Source organism: Nocardia violaceofusca NBRC 14427, from assembly GCF_963869435.1.
Taxonomy (GTDB): Bacteria; Actinomycetota; Actinomycetes; order Mycobacteriales; family Mycobacteriaceae; genus Nocardia; species Nocardia aobensis.
Map to the genome: position 1 here is coordinate 267,083 of NZ_CAWMPM010000014.1, position 14,489 is coordinate 281,571.

Annotated in this window: 1 protein-coding gene (cut by a window edge); it reads left to right on the forward strand. The window is 67.2% G+C overall.

Features of this window, described 5'->3' with window-relative positions; all coding sequences use genetic code 11:
* Positions 1–14,489, forward strand: partial view of an MFS transporter gene (locus AC5592_RS14970; RefSeq protein WP_157121874.1) — the start only. It continues 23,047 nt past the right edge of the window; only the first 14,489 of its 37,536 coding nucleotides appear in the window; it begins with the start codon at positions 1–3; its stop codon lies beyond the right edge, outside the window.

Here is a 14,489-nt window from a genome sequence, read left to right on the forward strand (position 1 = left end):
GTGGACGGTTCGTTACTCAGCCCCGTCGTCGAGCTGCGCAACACCTTCGAAAGTCTGCCCGACATGCTGCGGCGACCGATCGAGATGGTGGTGTTCGGCGGAGAACTCCCGCGCGCCGACATCTCCGAGATGCGCCGCATGGCCGCCGAGCTCCGGGCACGCGGTGAGGAGCTGGACGGACACTCGAGGGAAATCAAAGCCGTTCTCGCGCAGGAAGACTCGGTGGGCGAGCTGGCCGACCGGCTGCGCGAGGCCTTGCATTCGTACGGGAAGGGCGCGGCCCAGCTCGGTAACGACGCCGCTACCCTGGCCGACCAGGCGCAGGCCGCCGCCAACGACGCGGAGAAGTGGCTGTGCGTGATGTTCACGTTCGGTATCCACTTGGCGTGGCGCATCTTCGGTGTGGTGAGCAGCGCCGCGGCGGCGGGTCCGGCCGGCACCGCCGCCGCCGCGCCCACCGTGGATGCCATGCTGGTCGAGGGGCGCGGCGAAGTAACGGCGATGCGGGCGAGCCTGGAACGGGCGATCCAGGCCGGTGCGGCGAAGGCGGCTACCCGGCTGGCCGCGGCGGGACCGTTGCAGTTCGCCACCATGCTGGCCAAGGCGGCCGCGCTGCCCGTGGGCGTGGACGCGGGAGTGCAGGCGCTGCAGGTCGCCACCGGCGATCGCACCGCCGACATCATCGGATCGGACGGCACGAATCCGACCGGGATCGATCTGAAGTCGATCGAAGTCGCGGCCCTGGCGGGGATGGGTGGAGCGGCGGGCGGCATGCTCGCCGGAAAGTTCGCGCCGATGGTCTTCCCCAGAATCGGCAGCAGTCGTTTGGCCATGGGCCTGGTGCACGGCACCGCCGGCGCGATATCGGGTCTGGGTGCGGCATCGATGGTGGCCGGTTGGCCGCAGCATTACGATCAGGTGCTCGCGCCGCTGCTCAACGGAGCGTTCGCCGGGGGCGTGTATTCCCGCGGCGGCGCCCCCGCGAGGACCGTCGACGGCGGCGGGGCCTTCACACCACCCGACGCGTTCTCGGCAGGGCACGACGGGAAGGCCGCGCCGCCTCGGCGGCCCGTCGAGGTGTCGGCGGAATCGAAACGGGCGTGGCAGGACGCGCAGAAGGCTTGGGGACCGGCCGCGGAGACCACGAAGACCGCAGGCGAGCGCGGTGCGGCTCGCGCCGAGGTCAAAGAGGAGACCGCGGTTGCGAAACCACCCTCACGCGGCGAACAGGGTGCATCGATCGCAGCCGACGGCCGCCAGTCCGGACAACACGCCCGTCCCGCGTCCGCCGACGCCGCCGCGGCACGGTCGGGCACGCATGCCGAGACGGCCGCTCCGGGCGAGCGGCCACCGGCCGAGAAACCGGTCGCTGCCGGGAAGGCGACCGCGCCCAGATCGGTCGAGGCGGTGGGCGAAACCGCGCCGCCGCCGAAGCTCTCGGCGAGCGGCACGCCACGCCCGGCCGGAGAACACACCGCGGTCGCGGACGGCGCCGGCAACAAGACGTCGGCACGGCCCCATCCGGTCGCCGAGGGCGAAGCCGGTTCGCCGCCGGGCGCTCGCGACGAGCACGGATCCTCGAATGGCGGAGAGCGTCCGGCCCCGCAGCGGGATGCGACCGCCGTGCAGTCCGGCCCGGAAAGTCCCGAGCACTCGGGCCGGACCGAGGCGGACGGTGCCGAAACGCCCGTCGCTGAGCAACATTCGTCATCGGCGCACGACGAGCAGAGCGGTCCGGGCACCGATCACGACAGTCTGGCCGATGGTGCCGGTCTGCCACGCAGCGACCGCGACCGGGCGGTCGATCTACTGATCGACTTCCACGCGGCTTCCGCCGACCATGTTCCGGAAAGCCAACGCCTGCACAACCTGCCGGATGACGTGCTGATGGCCGGCCTGCACAGTGGCGATGAGCACCAGTCGTTGCTGGCGACGATGGAGATCATCCGGCGCGGCACGATCAGCGAGAAGGTGCCCGGCGGCATGGTGCTGCGGGTCGAACAGGCCGAAGCCGTCTACGCGATGAAATGGCGCCCGGTGGAAATGAAACCGGGCCAGGGCAAATCGCTGGTATTCATGGCCGCCGCAATGCAACGGGCGGTGCAGCACAAATCGGTTCTGCTCGTCACCACGACCGATGGGCTGGCCAATCGCGAAGTCGACACATATCGGAAGTTGCTGACCGACGATCGAGAAGTCGCCGATGTGCGGAAACTGTTGGGCGACTTCGGGATCGACGTGTTCCGGGCCGATCAGCAGAACGGCTTCGGCCCGATCACGGAGGGGCGGCCGGCGATCGTGGTCGCGACCGGTGAGACGGTCGGGCATCTGTGTAATGCCGGTATCAAGCCACCGCGACATGTGCTGATCGACGAGATGGACGGCATCATCGACCGGGGTGAGCGGCAGTTCCTCCGGTCGGAAGGTGCCGAGCGGGCGGCGCCGCAGGCCACGGCCGAGCAGGTATTCGATGCCCACGATTTCCTCACCGACGCATTGGCGAAAGGGGCTCTGTCACACGAGGATTTCGGCCTCCGGCGCATCTCGGAGGAAATAGGAGAGCATGCCGACGGGACACCGGAGGTCATGCACTGGTACGACGGTCAGCCCGAACTCACGCCCGAGGGCCGGGCGAAGGTCGGGGCACTGCCCGGCGGAAAAGACTGGCTGGACGGAATGGGCGCCTCCCGGCTGGAGACCGCGGCCCACGCCGAATTCCTCGTCCGTGAAGGCGTCCACTACGAAATGGACGCGGGCAAGATCGTCATCATCGACCAAGCCGAACACGGTCTGCAACGAAACCCGAAGACCTCGAGCGAATCACGGTGGAGCGCGGAGCCGGGTAAGGCGAGCCTCGCGCAGGCCATCGAGGCCAAGGAGATCCGCGCGGCCGAGACCCGCGGGGAGAGCGCCGAGGAGCATCGGATCGTCGTGCGCGCGGATGCGGAGTCCGCCAAACGCATCGATTCGGTCGAAATCTACCGTGTCGGAAGCGAATCCTTCTTCGATGAGGTGACCGGTGCATCCGGCACCCTCACCGACCTGAACCCCGTACTGAACAAGATCTACGGTCTGCAGGAGGCCCACGAGATCGGACGGTCGCAGGCGCATCGGCTGGTGGAGGGCCAGCATGATGTGGTCGAGAGCACCCATGCCAAACTGCGCACGATTGCCGAATACGCGAACGAGATGCGGGCCGGAGGCGAGGGCCGGTTTCAGGAGATCCTCTGTCACCGCAACGATTTGGTCGCCCGGCAGGTCGAGGCACTGGTGCGCGCGGGTGTGCCCCGAGAGGCGATCGAAGCGGTGGACGCCAAACGGATCATCGGCTGGGGTGCGGACTGGGAAGCCCAGTTGCAGAAGGTTTTCGACGAGGCCGGTGAGCGGGGCAAGATCCTGGTGATCAACCGGCAGGGTCAGCGCGGTGTCGACATCTCGGTCTCGGACGCGGTGAAGGCCAAGGGCGGCATGCATGTCTGGATGACCGAGGCGCCGGAGCACTCCTACATCTACGAGCAGGCCAAGAACCGCACCGCACGCAACGGTGAGCGCGGCAGTTCGCAGGTGGTGATGTCGACGCAGGACGCGCTGATCCGCAATGCCATGCACCTACGCGGCGTCCGTGAGGCGGTTGTCGTCTACGAGCAGGCCGTGGCCGCACACCAGGCCGATCCGACGCCCCAGACCCACGACGCGGTCGTCGCGGCGAGCCATGCCGTCCGGGAGATGGCACCGGAACTGCAGCAGCGTGCGTTGCGGCATTCCACCGCGGAGTTCATCCGCCATCACGCGAGCTCCACATACCTTCCCGGCCTCACCGTCGCCCAGGCCGAGACCGGGCACTACCGCGACGACACCGACTTCGGCCGCCCGGACGGGCCGGCGGACCGGACGGCCCGCTTGGCCGGGCTGCTGGGCATACCCGCCCCGGTCGTCGCCGATCAGCTGACCGTTCTCGAACGCGACGGTGTCGCCGATCCGTTGCGAGAGCTGCTGGAGCAGAACGGAATTCCGTCCGCAGCGGTGGAGGCCCTACGTCAACACGTCGATGCGACCGCGCCCGCGACGGTCCTGCAACGCGCCTTGTTCACCGACGAACAAGCGCTGAATCACCTGACGCCCCTCCGGGATCGGCTCGCCGTCGCGCTCGGCATGCGAATCGCCGGTATCGACGGCGCCGAAGGTATGCGCATCCTCGATCCCGCGCTGACCGACGCCAGGGACGTCCTGGCGGAGGCACTGGGGTACCCGGCCTCCGCGATCACCCCCACCATCGCCCGGGACATCCTCGGCGAGGCGGTCGACGACCACCTGACTGCCGCGAATAGCGGACGATCCGCCGCCCGGGACGATATCGCCCCGGCTGCGGCGGATTCCGGGCCTGTCGATTCCGGGGCGGTGGATGCCGGATCGGCGGATTCCGGGTCGGTGGACCTGGACGCTCGGGATCCGGAGGCCGAGTCGCCGCGAGCCGACGATCGGACGGCCGCCGACATCGTCGCCGCCGCGTCGCAGTATCTGGCCACCGCTGCCCTGCTCGATCTGGTCGTGCAGATCCACCGCCGCAGCCCCAACAGTTGCGTCAACAATGCCGTGACCGGCATGCGAGTGTTGTGCCCCGGCAACGCCCGCCGTTTCGAGATGCCCGCCGCCACACTGCGGGGCCACGGACGCGATGTGGTGCGCAAGGTGTTCGGCGCCGGGCTCGAGAAGGCCGAATCCCTGGAGCAGGTGGCCGAATCGTTGAAGTCCCGGCCGGGTGGGATCAGTGTCCTGGTCTACAAATGGAAGGACACCCGGGCGACCGGCAGCACCGACGCCGACGACCATATGGTCTTGCTGGTCAACGACAGCGACTCGATCGACGAACCGAACCTGGTCGTCGTCGACCTGGCGGTCTCGCGGGACGGTGACACCGCGAACGACTACGGTCCGCGGGACCTGCGAAACCGCCGGGCGTTGCTGAACAAAGCCGTCGGATTCGATGAATGGCGCCGCGAGCAGAAAAAGTTCATCGATCGGATGCCGGTGGAAAAGCGGCTGTTCGAAAGCATCGAGTTCGACCGCGACGGCAACCTCGTCGCCGATCCGCGCCGGGGCGCCCCGACCGCCGAGAACCTCCCGCCATCCCAGCAAGTCGACGCTCCCGCCGCCATGGTGGACGAAATAAATGCGATCAGCGCGGGGCTACCGGACCTGGACATGGCCATGCCGGCCCGACCGGGTGCCGCCCGAGACGTGTCGAACGACCCACGCCGAGACGAACGCTCACCGGTCGGCAGCAGGCCGTCGGAGAACGCGACGGATCCGCCGTCACCGAGCACTCGCAAGCAGTACACGGTGCGGGCGGCCGGCGTGGCAGTGGGCCCGACCGGCAGGGAAGGCGAAAGAACTCGCACCAACGATGTCGCCACGGAACGCCGCCGCCTGGAGGCGTTGCTGAGGGAATCCTTCGGCTGGCTGGACTCCGACGGGGTCGACATCGCGATCATCCTCATGTCGGAACTGATGGCGAACTCCCTCGCCGACACCGACGGCAAGGTCGAGGTCGTCATTACCCAGACCGACACCGAGGCCGGCCGAAAACTGCGTTTCGAAGTTCTCGACGAGAGCACCTTCGCGCCCGAAATCGGCGATATGCCCGACGAATTCGCCGAACGTGGCCGTGGCCTGCCGATGATGGCGGCCGCCGCCGACGAATCGGGCATAACCGTGTTCGACGACGGCTCGGGTAAATCTTCCTGGTTCGAACTTCACCGGCCGCTACCGGCGGGTGGTGATCGCCTGCAGAATCCGACAACGCTGCAACGAGCACAGCGCGGTGACGCTGCGGCATTCCGGGAACTGCGGGAGCGGTACGGCGAGCAGGCATTTCGACGCGTGCTCGATGCTCTGATGCCGGGCACCAAACCTTCGGCCGGCCCTGAAGCCGCTCGTCTGCGGACCGTGGCTCGGTACATCAACGGGGCGGTCTTTCGAATCGCCGAGACCCGGCGCTGGCCGGTCGCTGCGGAGGAGGACATCGGAACCTGGATCAGCGACGTTGCGCAGCTTGCCGCGAGGGCATGGTCCGGCCTGACCTCAACACAGCGCCGGATCATCACCGAAGCGATCACCTCACCGCGACAAGACCGCACACCGCTGCAGCGCGGGGCCTTCGGGGCGTTCGTACGGTCCGTGCAGGCGCTACTGCCGGGCGAGCTGGGCCCTGAAGCGCCGGCGCACGACCTGACCGATCATGAGCTCCAGCTGATCCGGATGGTCGCCGCCGGGTTGTCGAATGACGCCATCGCACGTCGGCTGGATCGCTCGGAGAGCCGAGTCAAGTTCTACCTGAAGCAGATCGGCGACAAGCTCGGAGACCACGGCCGGGTCGGCATAGTATCGGCCGCGCGAGAGCTGGGGCTGCTCGCGGACGACGACATCGCGGAGTCGCTCGGAAAACCGTCGAACCTCGAAGTGACCGCGCGAGAAGTATCGATCCTCGCAAGCGTTGCCGACGGCATGTCGAACAAGGCGGTCGCGGCGCGACTCGGATTGTCACCGCTCACGGTGAAGGCCCATCTCGCGCGCATCGGCGGCAAACTCGGCATCAGTGATCGCGCCGGGATGGTGGCGCGGGCCTTTCACGCCGGCCTTATCCCCGCAATCGACAGCGGCCCGGGCATCGAATGGTCCGATGTGGAACGCGAGGTACTGGGGCTGGTTGCCGAAGGGATGAGCAACAAAGAGATTGCCGTCCTTCTCGGTCTGTCACCCGATCAGGTGAAGAGTCGGCTGAACCGGCTCGGCGTCAAGCTCGGCATTCGGGATCGGGCGGGAATGGTGGGCAAGGCGCTGCGCACCGGTGGCCTCGCACTTCCGTCCGATGCGGCGGATACCGGTTCCCGGGTGTTCCAGGGCAAGGATTCGTTGTCCGAGACCGAAGCCGTGATTCTCGGACTCGTCAAACAGGGCAAGACGAACAAGCAAATCGCGGCGGCGCAAGGGATCTCACCCACAACCGTCAATGCCTACCTGATCCGTATCGGCCTCAAGCTGCGCACGAGCGGACGAGCGGCTGCGGTGGAGGAGGCAGAGAACCGCGGCATCGACTTGACGGGTGAGCTGCCCGGCGCCCGGTCTACGCCCGATTACCCCGCATCCGGGGACGCCATCGGGAGTCGCCCGATCGGTAGGCCCCACGATGCGGAGGACGCCGACGCGAACGAGTCGAGCGATTTCCGTTCCGCGACAACAGCACCCGACGGTTTCCGCAGTGCCCTGACAGCAAAGCTGTGGGGGCCGGGCTCGTTCACCGACTCCACCGGTGCGGTGGCGTCCGATTCGGAACCGGGGTACGAGGACCCGCCGTCCAGCGGCCCGGAAGGCCGGATCGGCAGCGCGCCCCACAGCCCGCGCACAACCGGTTTCCCGGCCCTTCTCATCGAAGGCCTCGACGCCGGTGTGGTGCGCCGGGAACCGCTGCCGGGCGCCCCGGGAGTCAGCGTCGAGCGGGTCACGTTCGGTAACGGCTACCAGAGCCTCCAGGAGGTCTACGACGACGCCGACGATGCGGCGAAGCAGTGGCACATATCGCTGATCGGTGGTGCGATGGGCGCACCGGTCGCCGCTACCCACCCCGCAAGCGACGACCATAGGGTGCTGTACCGGGAAATCGTGCCCGGAGGCGCTGCGAATACCGTTCTGCCGCAGGGAATGTCACGGGCTTACGATCTGGGATTGGTCGGCGGTGATCCGGCGAGCGAAGGATTCGCGTCCGGTCCGGTCGATCGCGGCTATCTGGATTCGGCTTCCGGGGAGCTGCTCGGCCTGCTGGATGCGGTAACCGGGACTCGGCGCAACACACGGCATTGGAATATCGGCCCGGACGGCGAGGTGACCGGCGGGCGGACCGCACTCGACTCCGAGCAGGCCGTGCCGAGCCCATTCGCCACCAAGTTCACCCGGTATGTCGACGGTCGCCCGGTGTGGCAGGGCCACGGCTTCGCCCGCGCCGACATCACCGAGATGCGGGAGCAGGTGTCCTACCTCGAGGGCCGGCTGCGGGACTTCTCGAGTGCGCAGGAAGCCATGTTGCTCGACATGCACTCGCGAGTGATGGCCGAATTCGGCCGAGCCGAGCGGTATGCGGCGCACACCCCGGAAGAAACCGCGCACATCGGCGGTGTGAGCGCCGACGCCCAGGCCAAAGCCCGGCTGGTCGAGGAGTTCAACCTCAGCCATCCCTACTTCGTCATCGCCGGATTCGACCATCCCCGCGTCCCTGTCGACGCGGTGCGAGAAATTCTCCAGACACTGGACGACCTGCTCACCCGATACCGGCACGCCCCGGATCTGGTTGCGCACATGAGCAATATCCGCGAACTGCGCATCGACTTCCTGGCGGATCCCGGGGTCAACGCCGAGACTTTCAACCGGGGCACCCGGAACACGTGGATGACGCTGAACCTGTCCCGGGTGGCCGACCGAGCCCAAGCGCTCGAGGACGATCTGTACGACCGCTCGACCGGGTTCCACCCGGCCAGCGGACGGTCCTACCACGACGATGTCATCCATGAATTCGGGCACGCGATCGACAACGCCGCGGGCAACCGGCTCAGTAAGGAAATCGCGGCCGTGCTGCGGCGCGCATGGAGGGCGCTGCGAATCACCGGCCTGATCGCCGAATCGTACGAAGAATGGCTCCAGCGCCTTCCGGAGGCGGCCTTCACCGACGAAACGAAAACCACGCTCAGGCCGGCGGAGGCGGTCGCGGTGGGGTTCGCCGCTGTGGAGATCGACGGCCCCGACGTCGGCAGTCCGGAATGGGTGATCCATCACTATGTCACCACCCTGCGCCTACCGGAGATCTCACCGGACCTGGTGGTGAATCTTCCTCCCGGCGAAGCGAAATCGGGAACCGCCACCACAGCGGATCAGCCGGGATTCGGACCAGACGACGTCATCGGCAGTAGGCCCTCGGAGAACGAGGCAAACCCGCGATTCGACCCGATCGGCGCGCGATCGGCCGAAGGGCCGGCATACGAGCGTTATCGGCACCGGCTCGGTGAGCAATACCGTGCCTTGGCCGGACAATTCGGTGCGGTGGCGGGCGGACCGCTGTCGCCGGACCTGCGGCCGGAGTTGCGGCCGGTGCTCGATCGCGCCGTCGATATGAACGGGGACCCGAGTGGGCCGGCCGACGCCGATCGGCTCGTCCGGCTCGCCTGGCGTCTGCAATGCCTCGACGAGCTGGCGGGGCGCGTGTGGGCCGAGACGCGGGGACGGTCCGTCGCGGGCGCCGAGAGCCTGCCGGTGCCGATGCACCGCGTGGAATCGCTGACCGCGGCGCTACTCGCCCACAGCGATGCATCGGCCGCGTACGATAGCGAAACCTCCACGCTCACAGCACAACTGGACGACGAGCTGGCACGGCTCTTCGGTGCGCCGCCCGGCTCACTGACGGCGAGCTTCCCGCACGACGCCACCGTCCGGGATATCGATGGAATCGATATCCGCAGTGTGTCCGGCGTCCTGCCGCCGGATGCGGGCGCACTGATCAGGCATGTCGACGCGACCGGTGTCGAACGGTTTCTGATGGTCAGGGAATCTCCCCGTCCCAGTGGTTCGCCCGCCGACTGGCGGTCGCCGACCGTGCCGGAGGCGGTGGCATTGAATGTGCGGGCGACGGGTTCGGTGACATTCACCGATGCCGGAGTGGCGGTGATGGAAGCCGCCGTACGCTTCGCGGCGGGTAGGGGCGAGGGCCGGATCACCGACGCCCGGTGGCTGACGGCCGATGAGCTCGAGGTGGAAAAGACCGCAGACCGGTTGCACTCATGGTTCGTGGATACCTTCCCGGCCGCGCAGGAAGCGTGCGACGAGGTGCCACCACCGATCGATGCGGCCGGCCGCGTCGCGCGATCCGCCTCCCGATTGTCGTTGAGCACGAACGACATCGAACGCCTGGCCCTCGAGGTAGCCGCGCGGCCGGTGACCGAGCACGCCGATATCGTCGAGTTCTTCGATCAGCTCGTCGAGCGGGTCGAGGAGATCAGGATGGCCGACGCCTCCGCGGCGATCGGCGATGCCGAACTGTTCGACAGCTTGCACAAACACCGAATGTGCATCACTCTCGCCACCCATCCCGACATCCTGGACGCGCTGTCAACGCCGATAGGCTACGAGGCAGTGCTCGATTTCGTGCACACTCCGGGTTGGGGCATCGGCGGGATCGCTGCCCGAGTGGAATTCCTGGCGGGGAGCGAGATCCGTGCGGCTCTGCGGCGGGCCGATGCGAACAATCCGGATTTCGCGCCCGTTGTGCGCGGAAGTTTGGGTCTGCCATGGGCGGACGATCTCGGCAGGATCGGCCGGGAGCTGCGTCGCATGGCTGAAATACCGGCGGGGGCTCTGGATCAGGCTCTGCTGAGAACGATCCGCCAGTTCGTGTCGAAGACCGCAGACCCTGACGCTCCGGAAAAAACCGATCTGCGCAGCGCGGCGATGGCTGCCGATTATCGAGTCTGGAGTTATCTAGCCGCCCTCGACGACTATTCTCCGCGCGCAATCCGACAAAGCATCGCCAACGATTATCTGCATTCGGGCCGGATCGGAGAGTTTTCCAAGGAAATTCTCGGTGACGTCGTGTTCACCGAGCAGCAGCTGCGCGCGGTCGAGGACCTCTACATCGACCACGCGGACAGTTTCACTTTTTCCAGATATTCCACTCTGGCCGCTGCGCTGCCACCGAGCCGCCGGCCGCCGACGATTCGCGCGGCCACGGAGTTGGTCGCTGACGTACCAGTGGAACTCGCCCGGTCTGTCCGCGCTGTCATGGCCGATGACGAGCGAGGCAGAGAGCACACAGTACTCGGCTTGCGGGGCACCGGGGCGGCAGTGCTGCCCGAATTGAAGGCAGTTGTGCGGGCCTTCGTGACCGAGGTGAAGTCAGCGCATCTCTCGCGGGAAAGCTTGGCGAAAGTGCGGTCGTCGGATCTTCTCGCCGGCGTGCTGATGGCCGTGACGAGATTTTCGACGTCGGAGTGGCACCGCGGCGATACCGCGTCGTTGCGGGAGTTGCTCGCGTATTTCGACCGGGCCACGACCGACGGGCGTATCGCGGCGATGCCCACGGAATACCAGCCGAGTGGTGTGGTGGAGGTCGCCAAGCTGCGCGCCGGGTCCGGGCCGCAGTGGACCGAGGACCTGCTGGCGCGTTTCGCGCGGCTGGCGGCAAATCTGCGTGCCGCGCATTCGGCGATGACCGGTGCCCGGCGTCCGATCACCCAACTACTCGGGGAACTCGGGCGCGGCATCGTCGAGCACATCTCTGCATTGGAGCGTTCGCTTACGTCGGGCCGGCACGCCAACGGCGCCGTGATGAACGATGTGGCGCGTCGGAAAATGAGAGCTCTCGCAGAGGAGCTGCGGAAACTCACAGCATCGGAGCCCGGTGGTGCGAATCCTTTTCCGGCGTTGCGTTCACTCGAGGATTTCGAGAACAATTTCCAGTTGTTGGCCGGAGTCGGGGACTTGCACGACCACTTGCGAACGATTTGTTTTGCGTGGGCGATGCAGCAATATCCGGAATGGATCGACCGGTTGCGGGATATCGGTGCGGGAGAGCCGACGCTCGACGAGATCGTCCTCGTCCGGGAATTTGTGGATCACATTACGAACCAGGAGGTGTTCTCACACTATTTCTCCAGCCGCAACGGCGCCCGCACTTTCCGTCGAATGACCAGCGCTATCGCGCTCGAGGAGGCGATAGCGCGCGCTCAGGGGGTCGGTGTCGCGAGCGAGACGACTCCGCTGCGGTTCATTCCGACACGTGGGCCGTTGCTCGAGCTGTCCGGGCATATCGCCAGCGCCTGTTGGGCGGGCAAGTATCGCTCGGTCGCCGAAGCGATGCCGAATATGACGGCCGCTGTCATCGTCCGCAATCCGGACGACCCGGACCGCGCCAGGCTGGAGGGCGCCGGCCTGCTCATCGAAACCACCAGCACATCCGGTGTGCCCCTGCTGCTCATTCGCGGTCTCAACCCGCAGGAGACCTATATCAACCATGTGTCAGTCGATGATTTTTATCGCACATTCATCGACTGGGCACAGGGTATTGCCGCAGCTCGCGGCCGTCACCTCGCAATCGTCATCGACGGCGCCAGCGGCCGAGCCGCGACCAACCGCCCCGCCCTGTTCCGGTATCTCGACGACATCCGCCCGACGCTGACTCCGGTCCAGGTGGATCCGGCCGACACGACCTTCAACGACTACGACGTCGGCCGATCGGCCTACCTTGTCGAGCCCGCCAACGCCGGCCGGCAGGGGCTGCCGCAGCCCGACGATCGCATCGGCAGCAGGCCGACGGAGGAACTCGGATCGCCCGACGATGCTCTGCGGTCGTTGTCGGAGCCCGAAGCGGTTCTCGGGTGGGTCCGTTCGGCAATGCCCGCTGCGGACAACGGGAACTCCGGCCGCCGCGCGCTGATCGATCACCTGCGCGACCGCGCCGCCTTCGCCCATCCCACCACCGGGCTCCGGCCACCGGACGGGTGGCTCGCGGACAACCGGGACATGCGTCGCGGCCACGCCGCGAAGGCACGGGAAATCGCCGACCGATTGGAGTCCGATCCGTCCTACGGGCCGGCCGAAGCTCATCACGATGCCCGGTTGCACGCGTCTGAGATGCGCGAGGAGTACAGCGGTTTTCGCTGGCAACTGGCCGTATCGGGCGCTGACGTATCGAATCCGGGGGCCTTGGCCGCCGCCGTCGCGGCTCGACTGCCCGAAGAGGACTCGAAGCCGGCGCACCGGGACGTCATCGCCGCGGCGGCACGCCTGGCGGAACTCGCCCGGACCACTGCCAGGGACGACGCCGCATTCGTTGTCACGTCGTCCCAGGACCCCGATGGCCGACACCGCTTGGTCGCCCAACTGGATTACACCCGAAGCGATCCCACCGATTCCGATCCCGGGCTGACCGTCGAGGAGTTACGTCGCGGACTGTCCGATATGGACGGCCGCATCGATCTCGACACGGCCGATCCCCTGCCGGAGGGGCAGGTCTGGCATCGGGTTCGGCTCGACCTCACCAGACAGCGAATTCTGGTGTGCTGCGCTCTGTGGGGACGGGGCCGGACGGGTATGGGCACGTTGAACCTGGCGCTCTGCGAGGGCCTGGTGGCGGCCGGGCACGAAGTGACTGTCCTACCGGGACAGGTCGATTCCGAGTTCCGGGTTCCGGGTGTGCAGGTCTACCTCCGCGAGGAGTGGATGCGGGATCTGCATCCCGAGCACGTGAGAAGTTTGCCCGACTCGGTCGATATGGTGATCGTGCACGTCGAAGCCGGTGGCCTCCGGGCCGCGGTGAATGCCGAGGAGGTCTATCCCGCAGCAAAAATCGTCGCTGTCCATCATCTGATTCCGATGCTGTGGGAGAGCCTCACGAGCGATCCTGCGCAGGGTCGCGGCAGCGTCGCGGCGGGCATCTATCTTTCGCGGCGGGCGCATCTGGTGACGGGCTTGGGCCCGGCATTGGCGACAGACGCACTGTTGCAGGCCGCCCTGGCGGGCCACAGTTCGGTGCACGAACTGCAGCCGGTCCTGGACATGGCCGAACAGCCGCCGCAGCCCGCGCCCGGCAGTCCGGTACGGGTTCTGCTCTTCGGCCGTGTGGACGACGCGTTGAAAGGTGGCGCGGAGATCGCCGAGGTGGTGTCGCGGCTGCGCGCGCACGGCCACGATGTCCGATTGGTGGTCCGGGGTTTCGAGAACGACCTCAGGGCGGCCCACACCGAATTGGCGCAGATCGTCGGTGACCCCGATGTGGTCGAGGTGCTGCCACACACGAGGGATCCTGCTGAGATCCGGGCGGACATTCGCGCGGCTACCGTGGTCGTGATGCCTTCGCGGGCGGAGGGTTTCGGCAGCGTCGCTACCGAGGCGACCGAACAGGGGGTGCCGGTCGTCGTGCCGTCGACGAGCGGGGCGGGTAGATACCTCGCCGCACTTGCCGGGCACCGCGCCGCGGTGGAACGATTCAACCTGGTGAAGCAGGACCAGGGTGCACCGGTGCCGATCGACGACTGGGTGGCCAAGCTGCAGGTCGTCATCGACGATGTGCCCGGCGCATGGGCGGCGGCGCGTCGATTGCAGGAGCTCATGCGGCCCCTGACACGTGAGAACAGCGCCAGGATGCTCGTGCATGCCACGGTGAACACCGAACCCCACGCTCGTCCCGAGATCCGGCCGTCGCGGACGCGCGTGTCGTTGGTGCAGGGGCGAGTCGTGGCCCGTGGGGAGGAAGAAGACTACCTGCGGATACTCGCCGTGGCCGACGCGATGGAAACCGATCCCGCCGTGCGCAGTGCGATCATCGGTCGCAAGGGCATCGAATTCGCGCCGTCCTGGGAGCCACTGTCGATCCGCCTCGCCACGGCGGATCCTGACGAGTGGTTGTTCGCGCCTTGGACAAGACCTGCGCGGCACGATGATTCGCGGGCCCG